24 protein-coding genes are annotated in these 26,316 nt (G+C 59.0%); 11 read left to right on the forward strand and 13 right to left on the reverse strand.

Going from position 1 to position 26,316, the window contains the following annotated elements; translation table 11 throughout:
- Positions 1-116 precede the first annotated feature (116 nt).
- Positions 117-1,502 (reverse strand): PLP-dependent aminotransferase family protein, encoded by a 1,386-nt coding sequence (locus tag QMZ18_RS30120; RefSeq protein ID WP_282610118.1) that lies wholly within the window; start codon positions 1,500-1,502, stop codon positions 117-119.
- 123 nt (positions 1,503-1,625) lie between these two features.
- Between QMZ18_RS30120 and QMZ18_RS30125 the strand changes: the two genes are divergently transcribed.
- From QMZ18_RS30125 to QMZ18_RS30140, 4 genes are all read left to right on the forward strand, one after another.
- Positions 1,626-2,129: an Lrp/AsnC family transcriptional regulator gene (locus QMZ18_RS30125; RefSeq protein WP_282610119.1), complete on the forward strand. Its 504-nt coding sequence runs from the start codon at positions 1,626-1,628 to the stop codon at positions 2,127-2,129.
- Positions 2,130-2,294: 165 nt separating this feature from the next.
- Positions 2,295-3,794, forward strand: a complete 1,500-nt coding sequence (locus tag QMZ18_RS30130) for an NAD-dependent succinate-semialdehyde dehydrogenase (protein ID WP_282610120.1) — start codon at positions 2,295-2,297, stop codon at positions 3,792-3,794.
- Between the two features lie 67 nt (positions 3,795-3,861).
- Positions 3,862-5,241, forward strand: coding sequence for an aspartate aminotransferase family protein (locus QMZ18_RS30135; protein WP_282610121.1), 1,380 nt, complete (start codon positions 3,862-3,864; stop codon positions 5,239-5,241).
- A gap of 421 nt (positions 5,242-5,662) precedes the next feature.
- Entirely contained in the window at positions 5,663-6,100 is a 438-nt protein-coding gene (locus QMZ18_RS30140) for a GFA family protein (protein WP_282610122.1), read from the forward strand.
- Positions 6,101-6,112: 12 nt separating this feature from the next.
- On the opposite strand, the gene QMZ18_RS30145 is transcribed toward QMZ18_RS30140, so the two are convergent.
- From QMZ18_RS30145 to QMZ18_RS30175, 7 genes are all read right to left on the reverse strand, one after another.
- Positions 6,113-7,768, reverse strand: a complete 1,656-nt coding sequence (locus QMZ18_RS30145; RefSeq protein WP_282610123.1) for a methyl-accepting chemotaxis protein — start codon at positions 7,766-7,768, stop codon at positions 6,113-6,115.
- A gap of 86 nt (positions 7,769-7,854) precedes the next feature.
- Positions 7,855-8,889, reverse strand: a complete 1,035-nt coding sequence (locus QMZ18_RS30150) for a cytochrome c peroxidase (protein WP_322097436.1) — start codon at positions 8,887-8,889, stop codon at positions 7,855-7,857.
- 550 nt (positions 8,890-9,439) lie between these two features.
- Complete coding sequence (locus QMZ18_RS30155) at positions 9,440-10,255, reverse strand: carbon-nitrogen hydrolase family protein (protein WP_282610124.1); 816 nt, start codon at positions 10,253-10,255, stop codon at positions 9,440-9,442.
- A 34-nt stretch (positions 10,256-10,289) separates the two neighbouring features.
- Complete coding sequence (locus QMZ18_RS30160; RefSeq protein ID WP_282610125.1) at positions 10,290-11,246, reverse strand: aldo/keto reductase; 957 nt, start codon at positions 11,244-11,246, stop codon at positions 10,290-10,292.
- Between the two features lie 11 nt (positions 11,247-11,257).
- Positions 11,258-12,910 (reverse strand): tripartite tricarboxylate transporter permease, encoded by a 1,653-nt coding sequence (locus tag QMZ18_RS30165; RefSeq protein WP_282610126.1) that lies wholly within the window; start codon positions 12,908-12,910, stop codon positions 11,258-11,260.
- Positions 12,911-12,928: 18 nt separating this feature from the next.
- A complete protein-coding gene (locus QMZ18_RS30170) occupies positions 12,929-13,429 on the reverse strand; it encodes a tripartite tricarboxylate transporter TctB family protein (protein WP_282610127.1) in 501 nt (166 codons plus the stop codon).
- A 136-nt stretch (positions 13,430-13,565) separates the two neighbouring features.
- Positions 13,566-14,552: a tripartite tricarboxylate transporter substrate binding protein gene (locus QMZ18_RS30175; RefSeq protein WP_282610128.1), complete on the reverse strand. Its 987-nt coding sequence runs from the start codon at positions 14,550-14,552 to the stop codon at positions 13,566-13,568.
- A 149-nt stretch (positions 14,553-14,701) separates the two neighbouring features.
- On the opposite strand from QMZ18_RS30175, the gene QMZ18_RS30180 reads away from it, so the two are divergent.
- A complete protein-coding gene (locus QMZ18_RS30180) occupies positions 14,702-15,523 on the forward strand; it encodes an aspartate dehydrogenase (protein WP_282610129.1) in 822 nt (273 codons plus the stop codon).
- Positions 15,524-15,526: 3 nt separating this feature from the next.
- Here QMZ18_RS30180 and QMZ18_RS30185 read toward each other — a convergent pair whose 3' ends face one another.
- The 5 genes from QMZ18_RS30185 to QMZ18_RS30205 form a co-directional block, all read right to left on the reverse strand.
- Entirely contained in the window at positions 15,527-16,624 is a 1,098-nt protein-coding gene (locus tag QMZ18_RS30185) for a MerR family transcriptional regulator (protein ID WP_282610130.1), read from the reverse strand.
- 86 nt (positions 16,625-16,710) lie between these two features.
- Entirely contained in the window at positions 16,711-17,643 is a 933-nt protein-coding gene (locus QMZ18_RS30190; protein WP_282610131.1) for a LysR substrate-binding domain-containing protein, read from the reverse strand.
- 54 nt (positions 17,644-17,697) lie between these two features.
- A complete protein-coding gene (locus QMZ18_RS30195) occupies positions 17,698-18,372 on the reverse strand; it encodes a DUF1028 domain-containing protein (RefSeq protein ID WP_282610132.1) in 675 nt (224 codons plus the stop codon).
- Between the two features lie 11 nt (positions 18,373-18,383).
- On the reverse strand, positions 18,384-19,250 hold the full coding sequence (locus tag QMZ18_RS30200) for a phytanoyl-CoA dioxygenase family protein (RefSeq protein WP_282610133.1): 867 nt from the start codon (positions 19,248-19,250) through the stop codon (positions 18,384-18,386).
- Between the two features lie 69 nt (positions 19,251-19,319).
- Positions 19,320-19,739 (reverse strand): RidA family protein, encoded by a 420-nt coding sequence (locus tag QMZ18_RS30205; RefSeq protein WP_282610134.1) that lies wholly within the window; start codon positions 19,737-19,739, stop codon positions 19,320-19,322.
- 320 nt (positions 19,740-20,059) lie between these two features.
- On the opposite strand from QMZ18_RS30205, the gene QMZ18_RS30210 reads away from it, so the two are divergent.
- From QMZ18_RS30210 to QMZ18_RS30235, 6 genes are all read left to right on the forward strand, one after another.
- Positions 20,060-20,689: a glutaredoxin gene (locus QMZ18_RS30210; protein ID WP_282610135.1), complete on the forward strand. Its 630-nt coding sequence runs from the start codon at positions 20,060-20,062 to the stop codon at positions 20,687-20,689.
- Between the two features lie 406 nt (positions 20,690-21,095).
- A complete protein-coding gene (locus tag QMZ18_RS30215; protein WP_282610136.1) occupies positions 21,096-22,124 on the forward strand; it encodes a substrate-binding domain-containing protein in 1,029 nt (342 codons plus the stop codon).
- Positions 22,125-22,129: 5 nt separating this feature from the next.
- Positions 22,130-23,149 (forward strand): carbohydrate ABC transporter permease, encoded by a 1,020-nt coding sequence (locus tag QMZ18_RS30220; protein WP_282610276.1) that lies wholly within the window; start codon positions 22,130-22,132, stop codon positions 23,147-23,149.
- A gap of 12 nt (positions 23,150-23,161) precedes the next feature.
- Positions 23,162-24,001, forward strand: coding sequence for a carbohydrate ABC transporter permease (locus tag QMZ18_RS30225; protein WP_282610137.1), 840 nt, complete (start codon positions 23,162-23,164; stop codon positions 23,999-24,001).
- A 3-nt stretch (positions 24,002-24,004) separates the two neighbouring features.
- Entirely contained in the window at positions 24,005-25,180 is a 1,176-nt protein-coding gene (locus QMZ18_RS30230) for an ABC transporter ATP-binding protein (protein WP_282610138.1), read from the forward strand.
- A gap of 2 nt (positions 25,181-25,182) precedes the next feature.
- Positions 25,183-26,316 (forward strand): ABC transporter ATP-binding protein, encoded by a 1,134-nt coding sequence (locus QMZ18_RS30235; RefSeq protein ID WP_282610139.1) that lies wholly within the window; start codon positions 25,183-25,185, stop codon positions 26,314-26,316.

Raw genomic sequence — 26,316 nt, forward strand, 5'->3', positions numbered from 1 at the left:
TGATTTCCCGGCTACGATGGGTTCGACATTAAATCATGTCAATTTTAAAAACGTATCATGACAATATCAATGCAGTAAATACGAACAGCCTACGGATATCCGGCAACGCCAAATCTTCAGATAGCGAGAAGCGCCGGTTCCGGGTCACCGTGGTAAAGCCCGGCAAGCGTGATCAGGGCCGCCCGCAAATCACGCTCGCTGGGCGCACCGATACAGATCCTTATGGCGGGATCGGCATGCTCGTGAGAAATCGCAAAGGATTTTCCAGGCGCGACGGCAACCCCCTGAACCCTTGCGAGAGCGGTAAATTCATCTTCCTTACGCCCCTTTGGAAGCGGCAGCCAGACATGAAGGCTTTCCGGATGGGCGCGATAGTCAACACCCTGCAAAACCTCATCGACGATCCGGTGCCGCCGCCGTAGAGCGTCCCGCTGCCAATGGACAAATTCCATGGCGGTGCCGTCCTCCACCCACCGTGTTGCCAACTCGGCGATGATCGGCGTCGCCATCCAGTTGGTGACGAGGTGACGGTTCGCGGCCGCCGCGACAAACCGTTCCGGCACGACCAGATAACCGGTTCTAAGACCGGGCACCACGATCTTGGTAAAACTGGTGAAGTAGTGGGTACGCTCGGGTGCCAGGGTCACGAAAGGCGCCGGATGGTCTTCGACCAACGGCCCCCAGGAATCGTTTTCGATGATTTGAATATCGGCGCGGCGGGCGATCTCCACCAGGGCCGAGCGCCGTTCGAAGCCCATGATCGCGTTGGTCGGATTGGCACCGTTGGGCAAGAGATAAAGCGCCTGAACGTCGAGATTCCTGCAGGCCTTCTCCAGGGCATCCGGGCGGATACCCTGTTCGTCGATGGCGATCCCTTCCAGCCGCATACCGAGATAGGATACCAGCGGCATCAGGGTATGATGCCCCAGTTGCTCGGTCACGATCATCCCCTTCGGCTTGGCCGCGGTCATAAGAGCAATCGTCATGGCCGGCGTGGCGCCGTTGGTCACCAGCACATTATGCGCATCGGTTTCCACGCCGCAGTGCTTCAGCCACTCAACCGCCACTGCCCGATGACGCGTAAAGACCGCGTTGGGCCGAAAGGAGGTAATGTCGCTGGCCGGTAACTCCAAAGCGACTTCGGCAAGGGCCGAGCGCAGACGCTTGATATGCATCTGCTCACACACGGGTTTAAGCATCGAGACGTCGATGGTCTGGTTCGTGCGTTCGGGGATGTAGGGAAGGTCCGGCTCACGCCCGGTCCGCGCGACAAAGGTACCGCGGCCTGTTTCACCGGTGACGAGCCCGAGGCGCGACAGCTCGTCGTAGGCCCGGCTGACGGTCTGGATCGAAAGCCCCAGATCGTAGGCTAGCTGGCGATGAGTCGGCAAACGTTCTCCGGCGGAGAGCGCCCCTTCGGCGATCGCCTCCGCAAACTGTTCCGACAGGGATAAATAAGCGGGCCGCTTCAGTTGCTTGGGATCGGGGTGCCAGTTTGTCATGATTTAATTCATGACAATTTAGCTATGAACTGGCAACCGAAAAACCTTGCATAGGATGCTCAGCGTGGCAGAAAGCTTGGGAGTTCCATCTCCAGATGAACAAAACAGACGGTCCGGGCCCCTATGACGACAATGAAACTCGATGCAATCGATGTCCGGATCCTGGCCGAAATCCAACGCGAAGGCCGCATCACCAAGGTCGCCCTCGCCGAGCGTGTCGGCCTTTCTCCCACACCTGCCTGGACCCGCCTGCGCCGCTTGGAACAACAAGGCTTCATCACCGGTTATTACGCTCATCTTTCGATCAAAGCACTCGGGGGCTTCGCGCGGGTATTCATGGAGGTCACTCTGGCCAATCATCGCCAAAGCGATTTCGAACGATTTGAGAAAACGATCAAAGAAGTCCCGGAAATTACCGGTTGCTGGGCGGTCGGCGGCGGGATCGATTACCTGCTCACCACCGCGACCCGGGACATTGAGGACTATCAGCAACTCGTCGACCGGCTGCTCGAACAAAACATCGGGATCGACAAGTATTTCACCTATGTCGTGACCAAGGTGGTGAAGGACGGCCTCCAACTGCCGGTCGAAACTCTCTTGGGAACCGGACGCCGCGACGGCCTGTGACCGCCCCGGAATTCAGATGCGAACCGGGATTGGAGAAGAATCCTCTGAAAAGCCGGTTATTTTCAGCCTGAATTTCTGCCTGGAGCGTCAAAGTCAGACCCAATCTCCACGCTTTCGAGCCTATCCTCCGGCTGAATTCCTGATCACACGGATTGTCAGAAGAACATGGCCGTACAGACCGCCTCTATATCACCGGACCAGCCGCACGAACTGGACCTGCTTGCCGACCCTTCGCTCCTGCGCGCTGCCGCCTATATCGGCGGAGCTTGGATGCCTGCGGCCGATGGAACCTGCTTCCCGGTGCGGGATCCGGCAACCGGCGGGGATTTCCAGCAGGTGGCCAACTGCGGTGCCGAAGAAACCCGAAAGGCAATCGACGCGGCCGCCCGCGCCTTTTCGGCCTGGCGCAGCACGCTGCCGCAGGAACGCGCGGCCCTCTTGAGGGCCTGGCACGAGGCCATCCTGGCGGCTCGGGAGGATCTGGCGATCCTCATGACCCTGGAACAGGGTAAGCCGCTGGAGGAATCGCGCGGGGAGATCGACTATGCCGCTTCTTTTGTCGAGTGGTATGCAGAAGAGGCAAAACGCACAAACGTCGAGAGCATCGCCAGCCATCTGCCGAACGCGGAAATGTCTCTGCAACGGGTGCCGGTCGGCGTCGCCGGGATCGTGACGCCCTGGAACTTCCCCTCAGCCATGGTGACCAGGAAAGCCGCGGCGGCCCTTGCAGCGGGCTGCACGGTTGTTGCACACCCCTCTTCCTGGACACCACTCTCGGCGCTGGCCCTCGCAGCACTTGCGGACCGCGTGGGTTTCCCCGCCGGACTTTTCAATGTGGTGACCGGTGACGCCGAACGCATTGTTGGAATGCTCTGCGACGACACGCGCGTTCGTGCGCTGAGCTTTACCGGCTCGACGGAAATCGGCCGCCTGCTCGCCGCGCGCTGCGCCAAGACCATGAAGCAACTGGTCATGGAGCTTGGCGGCCATGCGCCTTTGATCGTATTTGACGATGCAGATCTGAAAAAGGCCGTTGAGATCGCAGTCCCGGCAAAGTTTGCGACCTCGGGCCAGGACTGTCTGGCGGCGAACCGCATCTATGTGCAGCGAAAGCTTTATCCGGCATTCTGTGCGGCCTTCGCCGGGCGCAGTGCCGCTCTTCGGGTCGGGCGCGGATTCCAGCCTGAAGCGGCGATCGGTCCGTTGATGCACGAACGCGCAATCGAAAAGCTCGAGGACCAGGTGGCAGACGCTCTCGCCCAGGGCGCGCGCTGCCTGACAGGCGGCAAACGCGATGATTCTGGTCCGCTTTTCTATCAGCCAACGGTTCTCGCGGACGTTCCCGACTCGGCCAGAATCATGTCCGAGGAGACCTTCGGACCGGTCGCCGCCATCGTTCCCTTCGACAGTGAGACCGAAGTGATCACCCGCGCCAACGACAGTGAATACGGCCTGGCCGCCTATCTGATCACGCAAGACCAGCAGCGCATCCGTCGCATGCGTGAGGCTCTTGAGGTCGGCATGATTGCCGTTAATCGGGTCAAGCTGACCGGCGCGCCGGTGCCCTTCGGCGGCATCAAGCAATCCGGTCTGGGACGCGAAGGCTCGCGCCACGGCATGGAAGCCTTCACCGAGTTAAAATACTGCTGTATCGACGCCGCATAAGCCAGGCGCCATACTTTGCAGTAACAACAATACAACCCAGCTAGCCAACGACGAAAGCAGGCCCTAAATGCTCCAGCACAACGATCAGCTCGATCACTGGGATCGCGCGCATTTTTTTCACCCCTCGACCCACATGGCGGCCCACGCACGCGGCGAGACGCCGAACCGGATCGTCACCGGGGGCAGCGGCGCCTACATCGTCGATCGGGACGGCAAGAAGAGTCTGGACGCCTTCGCCGGCCTCTACTGCGTCAACGTCGGCTATGGCCGCACCGAGATTGCCGAGGCCATTTCGAAGCAGGCACATGAACTCGCCTACTACCACAGCTACGTCGGCCACGGCACGGATGCGTCCATCACACTGGCGAAGATGATTGCCGAGCGCGCGCCTGAGGGCCTGAACCGGGTCTACTTCGGCCTTTCCGGATCCGATGCCAACGAGACCAACATCAAACTGGTCTGGTACTACAACAATGTTCTCGGTCGGCCGGAAAAAAAGAAGATCATCTCGCGTTGGCGCGGCTACCACGGATCGGGGGTTATGACCGGCTCGCTGACCGGTCTGCAGCTCTTTCACAATGCCTTCGATCTGCCGCGCGCACCAATCCTCCATACGGAAGCGCCTTATTATTTTCGCCGCGCCGACCCGGATATGAGCGAGGATGCCTTTTCTCAGTTCTGCGCAGACAAGCTGGAAGAGATGATTCTTGCCGAAGGTCCCGATACCGTCGCCGCCTTCATCGGCGAGCCGGTTCTGGGCACGGGCGGCATCGTTCCCCCGCCCAGCGGCTATTGGGACAAAATCCAACAGGTCCTGAACAAATACGACGTGTTGCTGATCGCCGACGAGGTAGTCACTGGCTTTGGGCGCCTGGGATCCAAGTTCGGCGCGCATCACTACGACATCAAACCGGACATCATCACCATTGCCAAGGGTCTGACCTCGGCGTACGCCCCGCTCTCCGGCTCGATCGTCGCCGACCGGGTCTGGAAGGTCCTCGAACAGGGCTCCGACGAGATGGGTCCGATCGGCCATGGCTGGACTTATTCGGCCCACCCGATCTGTGCGGCCGCGGGTGTCGCCAATCTCAAGCTGGTGGATGAACTGGATCTGATTTCAAATGCCGGTACGACCGGTGGTTACTTCAACGAGACCCTTCGAGAGGCCTTTGCAGACCATCCAAACGTCGGTGAGGTACGCGGCGAAGGCCTGCTGGCGGCAATCGAATTCGTCGCGGACAAAGACGACCGGGCGTTCTTCGATCCTACACAAAAGATCGGCCCGCAGATTGCCGCAGCACTGCTTGAACGCGGTGTTATCGCCCGCGCCATGCCCCAGGGCGACATCCTCGGTTTCGCACCGCCGCTCTGCCTGAGCCGGGAGGAGGCCGATACCATCGTCACGGCAACCAAAGGCGCGGTGGAAGCGGTGATGAAAAGCCTGTGAGGCGAAATGGAAGCGGCGCAGAAGAATTCGATTTCCTCTGCGCCCTTCACCCGTTAAACCGCTTCGCCCAGGAAGATATCGATCCGGCTGATCGAAGCAATGCAAGGACACAAGCGCCGATTACATCCGCAGGAGGCCGCAATACGCTGGTTCAAAATTGGACCGGCAAGTTTCACAAATGACTGTTTGTGTTCCTCTCAAAACTCCCCCGCCGGCCCCTTATCTGTGAAGCAATCCGCTCGCGGGCACAGCCGGACAGGTGCGCCTGAACGAGCCTGAGTAGAGCCTGATCATTTTCTAATGCTCACAGAGGTATCGTGAATCAGTCTCTCGTTCATTTGGTTAGAGGGCGATCCCTATTCTTGATCGCGATAATCGAGATCGAGCGCGCTCTAAACCCGAGCTCAAAGGGGAAACAGGTATGATTCAAGGCAGTTGCCTCTGCGGCGACGTCAAGTTTGAGATCACCGGCTATGTCAGCCCAATCCAGAACTGCCACGCGGCACGGTGCCGCAAAGCGACTGGCGGCGCCTTTACACCGGAAATGCTGGCCCATGGTGCAGGCTTTCGCTGGACAAGCGGTCAAGACCTTGTTGGCGAATACAGGGCCCCTCTTCTTAAATCGCCGCCGGCCTACAAGCGTGCTTTTTGCAAGGCCTGCGGCTCTCCGCTCCCGGTCGAACTGGAGGGTACGCCCTACTTGATCTTGAACAGCGGCCTTCTCGACGAAGACGCGGGGCAAACGTCAGACCTGCTCGCCTTTTCCAATCAAAAGGCCTGTTGGCACGAGATCATGGATGAACTCGCTCCTTCCAAAGAACGGCGGCGTGTCGAGAGAGAACTGGTACCTGGAGAGTAAAGACTGGCGCGGCTACGCGCTTTTGACGTCGGTCAGGAAGTGCTGCACGGTCTGCTTGAGCATCAGCGTTTCCTGGCTGACCTCGCTGGCGACGCTTCCGACTTCGCCGGCGGAGCGGCTGGTATCGGCAACCGACACGGAAACCCCGGAGATATTTTCCGACACCTTGCTTGCCCCATCCGAGGCCAGGAAGATGCTCTGGCTGATCTCCTGAGTTGCTGCGCCCTGCTCTTCCATGGCGTCGGCAATCGAGGTCGTATAGCTGTTGACCTTGTTCATGGTTTCTGTGATCGCCGAAATCGCGGTCACGGCATCACCTGTGGAATTCTGGATAGCGGTGATCTGGGTCGAGATTTCTTCCGTGGCACTCGCCGTCTGGTTTGCCAGGGCCTTGACCTCGGAGGCCACTACGGAAAAACCCTTCCCGGCTTCGCCGGCGCGCGCTGCTTCGATGGTGGCATTCAGGGCGAGCAGATTGGTCTGCTCGGCAATCTCCTGAATCAACGAGACGATATCCCCGATCTTGCTGGCGGCCTCGGCAAGGCCCGCAACCTTGTCGTTGGTCGAGAGGGCACTCGCGGTCGCCTCTCCAACAATCCTGGAGGTCTGGCCAACCTGCTGTGAGATCTCTGAAATGGAGGCCGACAACTTCTCCGCTGCGCCGGCGACAGTCGTAACGCTCGTCGAGGCCTTCTCGGACGCGTTGGAAACGCCGGTCGCCTTGTCCGACGTGGCATTGGCGATCTCGGAGAGGGTCACGGCGGTCTGCTTCATCGTCCCCATCTTGGCTTCGACCGACCCGAGGAGTTCCTCCGTCTTGCTACTGAAACTGTTGATGAGGCTTTCGATTTTACTGGTCCGCTCTTCACGGCGTTTCTGCAGACACTGGGCCTTGGTTTCCAACTCTGCGTTGGCTACGACACCGTCCCGGAAACCGGCAATGGCCCGCGCCACCGCTCCAACCTCGTCCTGGCGCGCGCAGCCGGGAAACTCCACCTTGGAATCGCCAGCGACGAGCTTTTCGGCGCTCTCGACGAGTCTTACAAGCGGCAGGCTCAGATTCCGCGACACAGCAAAGGCAATGCCCACGCCCAGCGCGATGAACACGAGAGTCACTCCGAAAGCGACCAAGAGGGCGGATTGCATCGAGGCTTCAGCTTCATAGACAACAGTCCCCGCATCCCGGTCCACCATTTCGCGTGCGTGCCCGATCAGGTTCGTCAGCGCCCTTTGGTGACGCATCAGCTTTTCGCTGGTCGGCACTTCGGCAGCCTGCTGAAGGCCGAGAAGAATCTGCGCATCCTCGCGCCACATCTCATATTCGCCGCCAATCTCGGCGATAGAGGTTTCGACCTCCACCGACAGGGCCGCCTGGCGCAATCCGGACAGACTCTCAAGCATGCGTTCGTCGATCGCGTGGAAAGCTTCCTCAATCTCCTCCGCCGTCACCAGAGCCGTCATTGCCGTCACGCGTTCAATCAAAGCGACAGCCAACTCGAAATCCTCGACGAGCGCACGTGCATGCTGGTTCGCCGCCACGACATTTGTCAAAGCGTCACTGACGTTTTGGTGCTCCCGATTGGCTTGCCAAGCCATGAGCCCGGTCAGCAACACACCGAGCAGGATGGCGCCCAGTAACGGAAGAAATATTTTGCTTCTGATCGACATGTTTCGTGCTTTGCTCTGCGGTAATCGGTTAAGCCTGTTCGGATTTCGCACGCACCGAACAGACGCGTTGCAGTCTTAACTAACGTTCAATTCGGAAGTATCGGCATCGCCGTCTCGGAAATCTCTGCCGTCAAGCTGCGGAGGAAGGCCAAGAGATCCTCACGCTCATCATCCGTCAGTTCAAAGGGCTGCATCATCGGCGACGCGGAAGGCCGCCCCATGCCACCCGACTCGTAATGCATGATCACCGATTCCAAATCTGCCAGAGCACCGTTGTGCATGAACGGCGCCCGCAGGGTCAGATCCCGCAGACCGGGAGTCTTGAATGCATATTGAGCCTTTTGGCTGTCGGCATCCAGCACGCCGCGGCCGCGGTCTTCATCACCCATTCCAATGTCGTGAAAGGCATTGTCGGTGAAGTTCCAGCCTGTGTGGCAATTGGAGCACTGAGCCTTGCCATTGAAGACGGCGAAGCCACGCTTGGCGTCGTCGCCGACAGCGTCCTCATCCCCGTCGACCCAGCGGTCGAAGGGCGCCCAACCGCTGACAATTGTCCGTTCATAGGTCGCAATTGCGGTCAGAATACTATCGCGTGAAACCCCTTCATCGGGGAAGAGCTTGTCGAACCAGCTGCGGTATTCTTCGATTTCCGAAAGCTGCGCAACGATGTCGTCGAAATCGCCTGCCATTTCCAAGGGAGACGTAATCGGTCCTACAGCCTGTTGTTCGAGGTTCGCGGCACGACCGTCCCAGAATAAGGGCGCCACCCATGCCATATTCAGCAAGGTATTCGCATGCCGTGGCAACGCCTGTCCACCGGCGCCGACGGCCTGTTCGACCGGCGCTTCATATCCGAAGGACGGCGTGTGACAACTTACGCAGTTCATGCTCCCCGTGCTCGATAACCGCGGATCGAAGAACAGCATTTTCCCGAGGGTCGCCAACTGGGGTGAATATGGGGTTCCTGAGGGAAATGGGATATAGAGCGGCCGTGCGTATTGCGCCTTCAAGTCGGCATACACATCACCCGATGGTTTGGCCGCATTCGCCTCACCGCCCATAGCAAAGGCAGCTACCAGAGAGAGAACCCGCAACAGCTGCTGCCTTGTCCCTTTCAGCATCAATTTCTCCACACCGAAGATTTCGTGACAAGCACAGCTTTTAGCGCAAACTGTGATTATAAAGAGTTAATGGCAATCACAGGCGAACAATGAATAGGTGCACAGGGGAAATATAAAAGCCTAATTCCCGGCAAAGTTCGCGATCGCACACAAATATTCCTGAGACGCCGCAGATACATTTCAGAGAATTATTTTTTTGCGTTGTAAATCAATTGACTAAATCGTCGATTTCCAGAACTCCAGTGGCTGAATTTGTTCTTTAGAACAGTTTTAGTTCGCATTTTCCGCTGTATTTTCAACACTAAATAGCTTTAAAAACTGCAATATATCTCGTTAATTTTGAACACTAATATTTCGTTAATTCATGATACAACATTTTTGTATATCCCTATACGTTTTTTATGCATGTGTTTTATTGAAGGTATTTCAGATCGAAGACCGCACGCTCGCGTCCATTGAACCGACAGAACACTGCTTTTGCGAGACTAATCAACTGAGTACCGCCGGTCGGTACGGGAAATTCAGGCGATCACGGACGGGGTCTTCAAGCTCACTCCGCGTTACCGTACCGCGCGAGCCGGTCAGCCAGAAAACTGTATTCGCGCCGCACAGCCTTCATCTGCTCCAGATCCACATCGCAGCGCACGAAGGCTTCCGCGTGCTCCGGAAAAGTGAGAGCGGGAAGCTCCTCGTCGATCCAGGGCGGGCAGAAGATGGAATGTCCGAAATCAACCCCCGCGCGATTGAGACTGAGAAAATAGAGCTGGTTCTCCAGGGCTCTGGAAACAACGAAATGATGCCAACTGTAAAAGGAACGATCCCGCGCATAGGCACCGCAATGCAGGATCAGATCGACCCCGTGCTCCAATGCCAGGGATCTCGAAAGTTCCGGAAAGCGGATATCGTAACAGATGATCGGCGCGATCTTGACGCCGCGAAAGGAGAAGGAAAAGGGTGCCTTGCCCCGTGTAAAATATTCCTTTTCCATCGAGGCGCCGTACTGCGCGAGATGAAGCTTGTCGAAACAGCCGATAACCGCGCCGTCGGGTCCGACCGCAACCTGGGAGATGTGATAACCATCATCGCCCTTGCGCGGAATGCCGTAGACGACGGCAATATCGAAGCGTTTTGCGATTTCGCGAAACCGCTCAAAGGACGGCCCCTCCAGATCCTCGGCGAGAAGATCGAGCCGGGCGAAGCTTTCACGAGAGTAATCGATCGCCGAGAGTTCGGGCAGCACAACCAAATCCGCCGGGGTCTTTACAAGCGCTTCGGAAACCCTGCGTTCCAGGCTATCGAGATGCCGGTCCCGCGCATCAGGGGTCGCGGTGGAAGGAATATCGATCTGGCAGGCAAGTAGGCGCATCTTACGGCCTCGGAACTGAAATGAGATAAAGGCTCTAGTTGCAGGAGACACTATCAATGGCGCCGAAGAGCTGTTCAAGGCGGATCACGCAATCCGGCGCCAAAGCTGGAGAGGTAATGGATGCCACGTTTTCACGAAGATGATCCGCGCTTCCGGTTCCGGTCAACACCACGCCTGTCCGCGCCTCATGACGGCAAAAGCGGTAGGCGCCATCGACGACCGTCTCGGCACCGCCCAGCGTCCGCAGAAAACCAAGCGGATCGTCCGCCGCGAAGGCGTTCGGATCGACCAGGCCTTCATTGACCAATTCGCCAAGCATGGCCTGCAGTGCTTCCGGGTTGCTGAGCGCCCGCCGCACGGCAAACATGATCAGGGCCCCAACGCTTTTTTCACCGGCAGGGATAAATACCCGTTGCCGCGCCGACTGATTGATCAGGTTGAAACCGGTCATCACGACATCCCAGACGTCGTCTTCCAACGCCCGGTTCAGCATTGCGTGCTGAGGATCATAGATAAAGCGTTCTGTCAGACCTAGGAAGCGGATCTTGCCCTGGTCGCGGAAGCGTTGGAGCACCGGCACCAATTCGCGCAGGCAATACTCGTATTGGGCGGGCACGACGCCATGCAGGTGAAGGATATCGACGTAGTCGCTTCCCAGCCTGGTCAGGCTTTTTTCCAGACTGACAGCCAAGTCTTCTCCGGAAATCAAATCCTGACCCAGCGCGGAGGCGCCCGGCGGCACGATCGGGAGCTTCGTGGAGATGACGATATCCTCTCTCCGCCCCGCTACAGCTTCACCCACGATCGGCTCGGTGCCGTAGACCGCAGCCGTGTCGATGAAATTGATGCCCAGATCCATTGCGGCTTTTACGATGCCCACGGAGTGCGCGTGGCTTTCGCCGTAGCCCTGTCCGAGGCGGCTCGCGCCTCCGCAGCCGAGCCCGGCGACACTGACGTTCAGACCCGTCCGGCCCAGTGTTAGATATTCCATCGCCTTACCGGTCAGTTTTCAGCGGCTTTGCCGTCCTGCTGCGTGCGGTAAAGCAGATAGAGTGCAGCCACGATCAGGCCGGCACCGACAACCGGCCGCACGACGCCTCCCATCATGATAATGGGCAGCGACAGCGAGAGCATCAAAGCCGGTGGATAGAAACGGGTCCAGGGCTTCTTGCCGCGGTCGCGCTGGTACAGAGTGAAAAGCAGGGAAAAAACGCTGGCGATAACAAAAAAGAGCGACCAGGGCTGGGTAAAGAACATTGAGACATCGGTCGAGATCGCGAGGGAGCGGGACAGCCACTTCTCTGCGATTGGCCCGAGCACAACACCCAGAATGACCGGCGCCAGGGGAAAGCCCAGATTGCGCAGGACATACCCCACGATCCCGAAGATGAAGAGCGTCCAGATGTCGGAAACAATGTTGTGCAGGGCGAAGACGCCGATCCCGCAGTAGGCCAGGATGATCGCCGCAAGCACGTACATGCGCACACGCGTCACCAGGACGAAGAGCTTGAGGGCGCCGGACTGCAGGCCCAGCACCAGAAAGTTGGCTATGAAAAATGCCAGGAAGATCGAATAAGCCAGAACCGGCGCTTCGGTAATAAAGCTCGGACTGGGGATCACGTCATGAATGAGCAGCGCGCCCAGCATGACGGCGGTGATAATGTCGCCGGGAATACCGAGTGCCATCATGGTGATCAGCGAACCGCCGGCCGTGGCGTTGTTGGCGGATTCCGGTGCAATGATGCCGTCGGCGAAGCCACTGCCGAATTTTTCCGGCGTCTTGGAGGCCTTCTTCGCCTGATCGTAGGCCAGGACGTTCGAGATCGAAGATCCCGCCGCCGGCAGTATGCCGGTGAAGACTCCAATCAGCGACGAACGCAGCAGATTGCCCCAGCTTTTCAAAACAGTCAGCGCAGCCCGTCGATGCTCGATCCGGATGCTAACCTCCTGCATATCGGTCAAAGCCATGGTCGCGGTCTTGGGATCGCGCACGTCGGTCATCAGACGGCTGAAGGCAAAGAGACCAATCAGCACCGGCAGAAACCCGAAGCCTTCCTGAAGATACTCGATCCCGAAATCGAAGCGCGAAACGCCGTTGATGTCATCCTCGCCAAAAGTCGCGATCAGAAGTCCCAGCGCGCCTGCAATCAGGCCCTTGACCAGATTTTGACCAGCCAGACTGGCCGTGATGGTCAGGGCGAAGAACACCAGGGAAAAGTAGTCCCAGGGCTGAAATTCGAGCCCGACCCGCGCCAGTTGCGGTGCCACGGCGATCAGCAGGACGGCCGAAATCACGCCACCGAAAAAGGAGGCCCAGACACCCAATCCCAGTGCAAGGCCCGGATTACCCGTCCGCGCCATGGGAAAGCCGTCAAAGGTCGTCGCCACCGAGGAGGGCGTGCCGGGAATGCCGGTCAGAATGCCGGACATCAAACCACCGGAAAGACCGCCGACGAACACGCCGATCATGGTTGCGATGCCCTGTGCCGGCGGCATGCCAAAGGTAAAGGGCAGGGTAAGAACTACCGCCATGGCGATGGTAAAGCCCGGGATGGCCCCCGAGATCAAGCCCGCGGTCGCACCGATGACCATGAAGGCCAAAGTCTGGAAGTTGCCGATTTCGTTAATGGCGCCGAGGAGATTTTCAAACAGCATAATATCCGCCCCCTGCCCCTATATCACTTCGAAGAGTGAGCCCCGAGGCAGGATCACGCGCAAACCGAAGGTAAAGATCGCCCACATGGCGCCCATGGAAACCGAGGCGATGACACCGTGGAGCAGGAGCTTTTTCGGCGCAAAGCCGCCCAAGACGGAGAGCAGCAGAAAGACCAGCAGAATGCCGCCGATCAAGGTACCAAAAAACGGCAGGGTCGCCAGAAAGAGAAAATAAATGAGATAGCACCAGAGCGGATTGCGGTACCTGACAAACCAGCCGATCAGGCCGCCACCTGCGTCAGTATCTTCCGCAGGCCTCTGGCTCTGCGGCGTACGCAGGGACTGGAAGAGGTAAATCAGACCGAATACGGTCAAAATCGCCAGGACAGACCGCGGCCAGGCCGAAGGCGCCAAGATACCGTAATCAGGACTGCGAATATCGAAGCTCGCCCAGATCAGCACACCGGTGAAAAACAGCAGTACGATCGCAATGATCGTATCCCGATTGGGCAGGGACATAAGGGCGCCAACGTTTCAGTTACAGATGCCGGTCATGAGTAAAGAACATCCCGTGCCTGAAGCCGGCCGGGCCGCAAGAACGATCCGGCCAGACTTCGTTGCACAGCAAACCGCGCCGCGGTCTGCGGGTCATTGCCTATTTCTTATACATGCCGATGTCGATGGCGACCTTTTCGTGCGCAGTGTAGGTCTCCTTGAACCAGGCAGCGTAGCCTTCCGGTCCGACCCACTTCACATCCGTGCCCTTGGCTTCCATCGCCGCGATCAGCTCTGGATCCTGCGCGGCTTTCTTGAAGATTTCACCCCAGTGGGCGATCACATCCTTCGGCGTGCCTTTCGGCGCGACGATGCCCCGGTCGAGCGCATAGGTCATGTCGGTGCCGAGTTCTTTCAGCGTCGGTACGTCGGGCAGGTGCTTGGAGCGCTTATCGGCGGCAATGGCGAAAGCCTTCAACTCACCGGTGGCCACATACTTGCGCGCCGTGGGGACGTTGATGGTTGCCAGCTCGATCGTGTTGGCAAGCAACGCCGTGATACGCTCTCTGGTGCCATCAAAGGGCACGTACTTGAACTTGGTGTCGGTCAGGCCTTCCAGCAAAACCCACATGAACTGGCTGGTGGAACCGAAGGTCGCGCCCAACTTGAGGCTCTCCGGATCGGCCTTCGCCGCTGCAATCATGTCGTCGTAGCTGTTCCAGGGAACACCGCCGGCCGCGCCAATCAGCTCCGGTGTACTGGTCACCTGCGCAACCATGTCGAAAGCGTCCCAGGTGAAATCCACACGGCCGTTGAGATAACCCACGATGGCGCTCTGGTGAATGGCAAAGAGCGTGCAGCCGTCGGCCTTGGCCTTACGGGCTTCCTTGGCGCCCTTGTTACCACCCTGCCCGGGGACGGTGACTACCTGAATTTTGGGTTCGACATCGAGTTTTTTGATAGTTTCCTCGAAGGTCGAGAAGATAATATGCGTGCCACCGCCCGCTTTCCACGGCACGATCAACTTTGCGGTGCTGCAAGGGATGTCCGCGGCATAAGCGCCTGATGTTGCGCCTGAGAAGCCGGTCGCGGAAACAAAGGTGGCCGCGGCAACCGCGGCTCCCAGAATCGGCGTAAACTTTGTCATCAATCACTCCCTGTTATTTGGTTAATTTTGTTTTTTGAATGCAAAGATACGGAACCATAGCATGGATTTTTCGCAGGGAGAGACTCTATTATGCCGCCAGTCCGCCAACCCTGGCGTACGGCTGAACTGAAGATCGGCGGAAATTTTTGATGCAGGATAAAACCCCTACGCGGCTGGCCATCGCCGGTCTGGGAACCATCGGGCTGTCAGTCGCCCGCAGGATCGACGCCGGCGAACTGCCCGGAATGGTCCTCACCGCTGTCTCTGCGCGGGATCGGGAAGCGGCCGCGAAACGCCTCTCGGATTTTCGCTCCCCACCAAAGGTTCTGGCGCTCGGCGAACTGGCCGAAGTGGCCGACGTTATCGTCGAATGCGCCCCCGCCGCCGTTTTCCGGGAGATCGCAGATTCAGTCATCGCCGAAGGCAAGACGCTCGTTCCCCTCTCCGTTGGCGTGTTGCTCAAGTACCCGGAAGTCATGGAAAGCCTTGAAGAAGCCGGCGCGAAAATCGTAGTGCCGACCGGAGCTCTGCTCGGTCTGGATGCGGTCAAAGCCGTGGCTGAGGGTGACGTGGAATCCATCCGCATGACCACCCGTAAACCGCCCGCCGGTCTCAAGGGCGCGCCTCATCTGGTTCAGAACGATATCGATGTCGAAAACATCACCGAACCGGTCAAAGTCTTCTCCGGCAACGCGCGGGAAGCGGCGATCGGCTTCCCCGCCAACGTCAATGTCGGGGCCGCCCTGGCGCTAGCTGGAATCGGGCCGGAGCGCACGCAGGTCGAGATCTGGGCCGACCCCACGATTACGCGCAACACCCACAGCATTGCAGTGGAATCGGATTCTTCTCGTCTGACCATGACCATCGAGAACATTCCGACGCCGGAAAATCCACCGACGGGGAAGATCACCGCCCTTAGTGTTATGGCCACCTTACGTCGGTTGGTTTCGCCGATGGTGGTGGGAACCTAAGCTTTATGGAGTCTGGCGCAGGTAGAGCCCGCTAATTATTCCGTCGGTCGCCTGACAAAGCCCCCACTCCAGGTTGCCGTTTTCGAAACGGACATCATAGACATCGAAGCCGTCGGGCCCCACCCCTTTGAAGGTGATCGTCTGGACTTCGCCCAAACGTTCAAGCTCGGGCACGATGACCGGCAACTGTTCGCGCGCCAACTGAGCGAGTGGTTCGCTCATCTGGTCGTAATCCGGCTTCCCTGCCCGGTGTTCCGCGATCACGCGGCGCAATAAATCTTCGCTTCCGGGCATCGACTGCTTCCGCCGGACCCGCTCGGCAAGCGCGGCTTCCGCAGCCTCAAAGTCACCAGAGCCAGCTCGGTCCGCGCGTTTTTCGAATCCGCCCTGATGCAGGATCAGGGCTTCAACCGATCCGCCTGCGGCACGGGTAAAGGTCACCTGCGCGGGCACCACTTTCAGGAAAAAGCGGTCTCTTGCCTCGGCGTAGAGTTCGACCGGCGGCTGCCCCACCATTTGAACGAACAGTCGCCCCTCGTCTTCGGAGATCCGGGCCGCCAATCCGTCGTCAAAAAGGTAGGAACCGACGTAATCCGTCATAGTTTCGAGATCGGCCGGGATTTCGACGCGCGGGCGGGCTTGCTCGTACCGTTTCCAGGCCATGGCTTCGGATGTTGTATCGGACATCTGCGTTTCCTTCGCGAGTTTCAAGAGATCCTCGACGCTTAGAACTTCACCCCGCGCTGCTTTTTCGCGCAGCGTTGTCACCAGCCGCAGACTTTGTTCCATCTGGTTCCGGCGCTCTGTGAGACTGGCCTGCTGAACCGCAAGCAATTCGTCGAACCGGCTATCCTGGTTCACGAGCAGTTCGACGATACTGGTAAGACTGAGGCCCAGCTGCTTCAGGACCAGGATCTCACTGAGACGCGCAATCTCGCTTGCGCCGTATAGCCGCCAGTTCTTCTCTGTACGTTGCGGTGTGAGTAAACCGCGGGCCTCATACAGTCTCAGGGCCCGCACCGTCAGGCCGATGCTGGCGGCGCATTCGGCAGCGGTGAGCAGTTTCTCACCTTTGGAATTGCTGTTTGATTTAGCAGTCATACAGAGAGTCTTAAGCTGTGACGTTGGGTCCGGCTCAAGCTTTTTTTTTCAATGACCTCAATTGGCTCGGTTGATCCCTATCGAGCCTAATCTTCGCCCGGCGCAATCATACCCGGGATATGACTTACCGAAATCCGCGAGGCGCAGTGTTCTTCGAAGGCTTCCAGCAGCTTGGACTTTCCGATCTGCGCGGCGGTCGCGGTGCCGATCGACATAGGGCGATAGTCTCCAGTGAGCGACAGGCGCACAAGCTTACGGCCGTCCATTGCCTGGTCAGAGCGCGGCCGGATATTCGCCAGGCTATAACCCTGACCGTTCGCCACCATGGTGCGCACAACCTCCTGATGCGCGGAGCGGGCGGCAATCACCGGCTCCAGGCCCTCGCGCATGAACATGGCCAGGAAGTACTCCCTGCTCATGGGCAGATCCAGCAGGACCAGCGGATCGGAGGCCAGCTCTGCCAAGTCGATTTCTCTCCGCCCGGCCAAGGGATGACTTTCGCCCACCAGTGCGTGCGGCGGCAGCGAGACGAGCGGCCGGAAGGCGATGTCATTGGGGATCTGCAGATCGTAGGTAATAGCAACTTCGATCTCCGCCTGGCGCAAGCGCTCCAACAAGGCTTCCTGATGCGCCTCTTCCGCCCGGACCTCGGTGCCGGGATAGGCAGTGGAAAAGGAATGCGACAGCTCCGGCACGATCATCGGTGCCAGAGTGACCAGGCAGCCAACGGCGAGGCTGCCGCGCAGCTGACCGCTCACCTCATCTGCCAGATGGTAGAGCCCTTCGGCCTGATCCAGCAACGCCTTGGCTTCACGCAGCAGGCGCCGGCCCGCTGACGTTAGCGAGAGCCCCTGGGCGTGATGCCGGACGAAGAGTTGCACAGCGAGCTCCTTCTCAAGCTGGCTGATCGCGGTCGAGATCGAGGGCTGCGAGATCGACGTGCGTTCGGAAGCGCGCGTAATGCTGAGCGTCTCGCCGGCGGCCACAAAGTACTCAAGCTGTCGAAGCGTAAAGCGCATACCCGAATCTAGAGCATGGACGCAGCCGAAATGAAAGCAGGCTTTGAAACCAGGCTAGGCATCTCCGGGCACACCGTAGCTCGGCGCTTCGCGTGGATCGAGGGCACGGGTGACATAAGCCTCCAACTGGGGCTTATAGAGTTCCCAGAGATCCGCGAGAGCACCGACCGGATCTTCTTCGCGCCAGTCGACACGCAGGTCGGCAATCGGCCAGGCAACGTCACGCACCAGATAGAGGCCGGCGGAATGAACCGGCCCCTCTTCTCCGCCAGCCGCCAAAGCTGCCTTCATGGCCACCAACATCCGGTCACCCAGAACCCCGCCGGACTTCCCGAAGGCCGCCACCATCGCCTGCGGCACCTCTTCATTCGCCAGAAGATTGCCCGCGCAAACGACGTTCTTCCCTTCCGCCACCGCGTTGCAGCCGAGCGTACCGTCGCCGGAGAAATGAGCCGTCCGACCCATAACATCGATCGCGGTCAGCTGCCGGTAGGCGACGAAGGGCTCGTCAGCAACGAGCGTGTTTATGGCATCTGTCGCCGACAGTCCTCGAGACATCAGATCCAGTGCCTTCGGCCCCAGCGTCGGGTCCGTAATGTTCTGGCTGGCAACCGCGCCAACGCCGGCACGTGCATAGGCGCAGCGCGCGGCGACGGCAGGCGACGACGATGAGACGGCGAGACCGAACATTCCGGTTTCTTCACAGCGGGCTGCGATCGAAAAGGTCATATCACCGGCCCCTAACTGGCTTCCTGCTGCAGGAAGAAAGACGCGCCGCGCGGATACTCGGGTATCTCGACCTCATAGGCTTCGCACCGGATTCTGTTGGGCTCGGTTCCCCGCACGATCTCGCCATCCAGTGTCGAAGGTACGGGATTGGGCGAACAGGCGGCGGCATCGGCAGCAGCATAAACCGTGATAGACAACGTGCGCGGCTGCTGGGAAAGATTCGGCGCCGATCCATGTGCCAGCCTGGTGTGCATCAGGCAGACCGAACCGGCCGGCCCGAAACACTTCACCGCACGCTTTTGGAAGTCCGCTGCAATATCCTCCGCCACGGCACCGGTGAAGTGCCCATCGTGCCAAAGTGAGTGAATCGGCCCGACATGCGAACCGGGCACGACTTCCAAAGGCCCGTTTTCCTCGGTCACTTCGTCGACCATCAGGAGAGCTGTCACCAAATCCGGATTGCTGTGCGGGGTGAAGGGGAAATCCTGATGCCACTTCACTTCCGTTTTAGTGCCCGGCAGCTTGGAATTGATCTTGGAGTGATGATAGCGCAGATCGGGGCCGATCAGATCGGCCACCATGTCGACCATCCGGCTGTCCCGCGCGACCTCGCGGTAGACGTCGGAGACATCGACCGGCGCGTTGACCCGCCGCAGTGCCGGCTTTGCTGCGCTGTGGGAGGCCTCCAGATCGAACCGGGGACGGCCATCGACTGCTTTGCCGTAGCTTTCCGATTGCCCGCGGCTTTCTTCGACCCAACCGGCGAATTCTGCCCGTAAAGCCGCCAACTGTTCGGACGTAACGGCGTTTTCGACTGTCAAAACACCCTTGGCCCGGAATTCATCAACCTGAGCTTGGTTTAAGGCACGTAAAGGCATCACCTGGTCCTCAATTTCGCAGCGGTGGCAAAGATATTAGCTGCGGCAAAGATCTCGTTGCAGCAAAGATCAGACATCGTCGGGTATCACGGCGATTGCATCAATCTCGACCAGCCACTCCGGTCGGGCAAGCGCCGACACCACCAAACCGGTGGAAACAGGAAAGACCCCCTTCAACCACTTTCCCATCGTCCGGTAAACGTCTTCCCGATAGCGCGGGTCCGTAATATAGACCGTCACCTTGCAGATGTGATCAAGCTGCGAACCGGCCTCTTCCAACAACTTGGCAATGTTGGCCATGGCCTGATCGGCCTGCGCCGCTGCATCGCCAATGCCAACCGAGACAGCGGTGTCGAGGTCTTGTCCGATCTGCCCGCGCACAAAGACCATGGTTCCTCTGGCGACCACGGTCTGGCAGAGGTCATTGTCCAGTTTTTGTTCAGGGTAGGTTTCCTTGGTGTTGAACTGACGGATCCTGGTGTGCGGCATAGAGGTCTTCTCTCTCGTTCAGCCTCATTGCAGAGGCTCGATTCGTCTAGTGGTAGCGGTGTTACGCCGATGCGCTTGGCTAAACTCTTGAAATGCAGTCTCCGCCAAAGCCTTGAATAAGGGAAATAGTTCTTTTTGTGGAATTGCTTTTGTTTTTACGAAGCAGTGCTCTCTAAAACAGCAGTTTCGCCGGCACACGGGACGTCACAATCCCGTTAGAACCGCGAGATTCAGGCTCTTTTGCCTTTAAAGCGCCAATGAGTCTCGCCACCTGGATTGAAGCGCAAGGGTTCCCATATTCTGAGAGACGGAGAACGGTTATGAGTGCAGCACCGGTTCAAGTGCAGCTATTCAAATGGGCAGGCGCCTGGGGACCCTTTAAGGTCAATATTCCCTGCGGCGAATGCGCCCTGACCACCGATGTCATTCAGGACACCTTCGAGACAGAGCTCGCCGGCATCCCGGTCGAGCTCGATACCCGCGAATGGCTGAGCGAATGGTGGAAGCCCCTCCCCAAGGGCGGCTGGCATGCGCCGATCGTCATGGTCGAGGGTAAGATCATCAGCCAGGGCCACGCACTGAACCGCGGTGTGCTGACCGAAGCCATCATCGAAGCCCACGTTGAGCGCACCCCGATCACCGGCAGCCACGTGTTCGGCAAGGCTTCCTGTCCCTACTGCGTGAAGGCGAAGGCCTATCTGGATGAATCCGGCAGGGACTACGAGTACCATGATGTGGTGAAAAACCCGCGCGCACTCTACGAGATGCTGGGCCGCGTGAAACCGATCATCGGCCCCAAGACCCCGGTGACGGTGCCGCAAATCTGGATCGACGGCCAATACATCGGCGGCGCAGATCAACTCAAGGAAGTCCTGCAGCGTGACGAAGTCGAGGTCAATCCGCACCGCGGCCGCTGTTCCCTGTCGCCGGGACGCCTTCAGACGGCGTAACACCGCCGACTGCGCTGACCCGCAAAACTCCCGACTTAAAAGATCGCCTGCGCCGACAGGCCGCTCAAAAAAGCCGTCTTCCCCCAACCCTCTGTCCGCCTGGAATTGCTGCGTTGCGGCAACGAAATCGTTTGCGCAAACGTTTGCGCGCCTCTATCGTTTCTGAAAATAAGATTCGGGGAGACAGGCAGTATCGCCAAATTGGTGCATCGCAAAGGTGTCCGAAAATCTGCGGCGGTCTGTTAGGAAAGACTTTTTCAAAGGGAAAATCTGCAGGGGTACTTAATCTAAAGTGCCGCTATCGTTTCCCGGACATCGGATTGTAATCTCCCTGGTCGATTGCTTTTCTTGTTGAACCCGGATGCGCCGGCGAGGTGCGTCACGGTAGCGGGAGACGGGGCGGACCATGGCGACGATCAAGGACGTGGCAAGAGAATCCGGTGTCTCGGCGACCACCGTCTCGCATGTCCTGAACTCGACCCGGCGTGTATCGCCCGATACGGTCGAACGGGTCGAAAAAGCCATCGAGATGCTGGGGTATGAACCCAGCGGCGTGGCCCGTGCGCTCAAGGTGAAGAAAACCTACTCCATCGGCATGCTGGTTACCAATTCGACCAACCCCTTCTTCGCCGAGGTCATCCACGGTGTCGAGACCGGCTGCTTCGACCAGGGTTTCAGCCTGATCCTCTGCAACACCGACGATGTGCTCGACAAGCTCGTAGTGCACCTGCGTGCGCTGATGATGAAGCGGATCGACGGCCTCGTGGTCATGACCACCAACGGCGATCCACAGTTCTTCAAGCGCCTCGAAGCCCTAAAGCGCACACCGGTCGTCGCCATCGACACGGGCGATGCGGACGTGGTGTCGGTCATCAACGACGATTCACTGCTCGGCGGCCGCATGGCCGGCAACTACCTGGCGTCCTTTGGCTTCGAGCGTGTCGGCTGCATCACCGGCCCTGCGGACCATCCCCGCAGCCGCGAGAGGGTGGCTGGTCTTGAGGCCGCGCTTCAGACAAGCGGCACAAAGGTTCCGGCCAATCTGCGGGCCGTGTCGGATCTGACGGTGCAAGGCGGCTATCTGGCGATGCAGGAGCTTCTCCGACTTCCGGCGCAGGAGCGCCCCGATGCGGTTTTCGCCTGCAACGACCTTTCCGCCATGGGGGCACTCTGTGCCATACACGAGGGAGGTTTGAGTGTGCCCGGCGACATCTCGGTGATGGGTTATGACGACATCGAATATGCCGCTTTCATGTCGCCGCCCTTAACGACCATCAGGCAACCGGCTTTCGAACTCGGCCACCGGGCGGCGAAAGTCCTGATCGATCACCTCAAGACCGGAGAAAAGGCACAGCGCACCATGCTGCTGAAACCGGAATTGATGGAGCGCAGCTCCGTCGGAACTTCCAACCGTTCGAAGGGATGCGCGGCGTGAGCGATATGACGGCCACCTCGTCGGAAATCAGTCAGACAGAATCAGGTCCCAAGGCGAACTCGATCGACCGTGACGATCCCGCCACCTTCCCGGATTGGTTTCGCGCACGCAAAGCACGCAGCAATCTGATCGTCGCGCGCTGGGTGCCGATCGTTCTGGTCGGCCTGCCGGTGCTGGTGCTGTTCGGAATCGTGGTCTACCCGACCATCTGGATGTTCTATCACTCGGTTCACGACACCAACATGATGCGCCTGTTCCAAGGCAACTGGAGCTACATCGGATTTGAAAACTTCGCCACGGTTTTGGGGTCCGACCGCTTCTGGGACAGTACTGTCCATCTGCTGCAATATCTGAGTTTCGGCGCCTGTCTTCAGGTCGTGCTCGGGACGGTCCTGGCGCTGATCCTCTTCGAGCTGGTCAAGAACAATGCCCTTCGGACCCTCATTCTGATTCTGCTGGTCCTGCCGATGATGATGTCGCCTTCGATCGTGGGCGTGCTCTGGAAGTTCCTGCTGACACCCTCAAACGGCGCGGTCAATCAGGCGTTGCTGAATCTGGGTCTGATCTCAAAGCACATCGAATGGTTCAATTCAGGTATCTCCCTTTGGTCGATCATCGTCGCCGACATCTGGAACTGGACCGCGCTGCCTCTTTTGATCGTCTATTCGGGCCGGGTCTCCCTGCCGCCTGCGGTCTACGAAGCGGCGAAGGTGGACGGCGCCAGCGGCTGGCAGGTCATGCGCCGCATCACCCTGCCCATGCTGAAAGAGGTGATTGCGATCGCCTTTATCCTGCGCTTCACCGATGCTTTCAAGTTCGTCGATCTGGTCTACATCATGACCTCCGGCGGCCCGGCGCAATCCTCCGAACTGCCGACCTACATCGCCTTCCAGCGCGGCATACGTGAATTCGCCATCGGCGAGGCCGCCGCCTACGCCATCATCATCTTCGCCATCTCGGCGGTTATCATCACACTGTTCCTCAAGTACCTGAAGCGGGTCTTGAAGGCACAGGGTATTGCTTAGGGAGATCGCGGGATGTCGGAAAAAAACTACCGCCTGGTCCGCACGCTGCTGCTGATCTTCCTCGGCCTCTGGACCGTTCTCACGCTGTTTCCCATCTATTTCAAGGCGATCACGGCCTTCAAGTCACCGGCCGAAACCAACAGTACAATCCCCAGTTTTTGGCCCAAGGAATGGCACCCGGAGAACTTCGTTTCGGTCTTTGCGGAGTCCTCCAATTTCCAGTCGCTGGTGGATTCCTTTGTGATCGCGTCGGGCAATACACTGCTGTCTCTGTTTCTAGGCACCCTGGCCGGTTATGCCTTCGCGCGCTTTCCCAAGCAGGCGGGCGGCGAGAACCTGGCCTTCTGGATCCTCTCGAACCGCATGTTCCCGCCGGTTGCGGTTCTAATCCCCATGTTCTTTCTGTTCGATGCAACGCCCTGGGGCACCGACAGCCGGATCTCGCTGATCATCCTCTATCTGGTCTTTAACATGCCGCTGGCGACCTGGCTGATGATGGTGTTTTTCCGAGACGCCCCTCGAGAACTCGAGGAAGCGGCCTATCTCGATGGCTGGACGCCGCTGCAGGCCTTCATGCGCATAACCCTGCCTCTCGTTTTACCCGGGATGATTTCGGTCTCCATGCTCTGCTGGATCTTCGCCTGGAACGAATATCTCTTTGCCAACCTTTTTGTCGGAACCGACGTGAAAACCTACACCATTGTGATCCCGACCTTCACCCATGGAAGCCAGACTCTCTGGAACCTGCAGATGGCCTTCTCGCTCATGGCCATGCTGCCGCCGGTCGCGCTCTTCATTCTCCTGCGCCGCTATATGGTCCGCGGCCTCTCTCTTGGCGTGGTGAAGGGCTGAACCATGGCAAGACTTGAACTTCAGGGACTTTGCAAAGGCTGGGATTTTCCGGTGATCGACCGGATGGACCTGACAGTCGAAGAGGGCGAGTTCTTCGTCATCGTGGGTCCTTCGGGCATCGGCAAAACTACTCTGTTACGTCTGGTCGCCGGACTGGAAGCTCCCGACGCCGGCAAGGTACTGGTCGATGGGCGAGACATTACCGCCCTGCCGCCCTACCGCCGCCGGGTCGCTATGACCTTTGAATCCTATGCGCTCTATCCCCACAAGACTGTCGCAGAAAACATCGCCAGCCCTCTGCGTGCCCGTAAGACCGACGCAGCCACCATCGCAAAGCGGGTGCAGTCGGTCGCCGAGTTGCTGCGCATCGATCATCTGCTTGACCGCAAACCCGGCGAAGTCTCCGGCGGCCAGAAACAACGCACCGCCCTCGGCCGGACGCTGGTTGCCGATCCCGAGATTTTCCTGCTGGACGAGCCCATCAGCCATTTGGACGCCAAGATCCGGCATGAATTGCGCCAGCAATTCCACACCCTGGAGGATCTGCGCAAAGTCGCCACGCTTTACGTAACCCACGATTATGCCGAAGCCCTGTCCCTCGGCGACCGGATCGGGGTTATGGGCAGTGGCGGACTGGTGGATGTCGGCACGGCAAGGGATCTCTTTGAGCGCCCGGCCAACCTCTTCGTCGCCGAGCATCTGGGCCAACCGACCATCAACGTGATCCCGGCTCGCCTCGAATCCCATGCAGACGTCCTTCATCTGCGCGCCAACCAAGGCGATCTTCTCTTGCCTGTCGATCCTGCGAGAGCTCATCTTCTTGCCGCCCGAAACGACGGCGCCGTAACCATCGGCCTGCGGCCCCAGTTCGTACGGCCGGCCGACGAGATGCCGGCCGGCAGCGCACAGGTGACCGCCAACGTCGACCTCTACGAAGCCCTGGGTTCGACGGGTATCCTGATCGCCGACATCCTGGGACTTCGGATCACCGCTCTGACCTCGCCCGAGCGTATCTTCGAACACGATACCCAGGTACAGCTGGCCGTGGACACTGCGGCCCTGCATTACTTCGACCCGAGAACAGGTGCCAACCTCACTTTGCAGACACCTGGCGCCGGCGCGGCGACGGCAATGGCGAGCTCCGTGGCGAGCGGGATATCCAGCAGGGCCGAGGCATAGTCATGGCGCAGGTCAACCTCCAGAACGTCAACAAGATCTACCGGTCGGGCCGCACCGAAGTGCATGCGGTCCAGGATCTCAATCTTGAGATCAACAATGGCGAGTTCGTCGCACTATTGGGGCCCTCGGGCTGCGGCAAGACCTCGACGTTGCGCATGATCGTCGGTCTTGAAGAGATCTCCTCAGGCGACATCAACTTCAACGGCAAGCGCGTCAACGAACTCGAGCCGCAGCACCGCAATGTCGCCATGGCATTCGAGACCTACGCGCTTTATCCCAATTTCACCATTGAGGAGAATCTGGCATTCCCTCTTGAAGTGCGCGGCGTGCCGGAAGATGAACGGCGCCGCAAGGCCCGCGACATCGCGGAGATCCTCAAACTGACGTCGATCCTGGATCAACGCCCGGGGGCGCTGTCCGGGGGTCAGCAGCAGCGCGTGAGTTTAGGACGTGCCCTGATCAGGGATCCGTCGGTTTTCATTCTCGACGAAGTCATGAGCCATATCGACGCGCACCTGAAGTTCCAGATGCTGTTCGATCTCAAGGCCATCCACCGGGACCTGGGTAAGACCATGGTCTATGTGACCCACGATCAGGTCGAAGCACTTGCCCTGGCCGACCGCGTGGCGGTGATGTCGAATGCCAAGCTCCAGCAGGTCGGCACCCGCAACGAGCTCTATAACGCGCCGGCCAATGTCTTCGTCGCCGACTTCATCGGCGAGCCGCCGACCAATTTCTTTCAGGCAGAGGTCAGCGACAACGGCGGCGGGCTCGCTCTCAAGACAAAAGACGGAGCGCTGGTCTTCCACTTGACCGAACATCGCGCCGGAAAGATCCGCGCGCTGGGGGGCCGAGATTTCATCGTCGGGATCCGGCCGCAAAACCTGCGCCTGAAGGATTCAGAGGGCAAGTCAAGCGCCCATACCGGCAGCGATGTGCATGACATCACCGCCTCGATCCTGATCAACGAATATCTCGGCGAAAGGTCGATCCTGACTTTCGCCAACGGAGATACCAAATTCCGCGCATTGGTCCCGCCTGAAACGCGGGCCGCGCCGGGAGAAGCCGTGACGCTCGGGTATCGTCCCGAAGACGTGATGGTGTTCGACGCACAGACGGAGGCCCTGATCGATTGA

Source organism: Pelagibius sp. Alg239-R121, from assembly GCF_947331435.1.
In the GTDB taxonomy this organism is placed as follows: Bacteria; Pseudomonadota; Alphaproteobacteria; order Kiloniellales; family Kiloniellaceae; genus Denitrobaculum.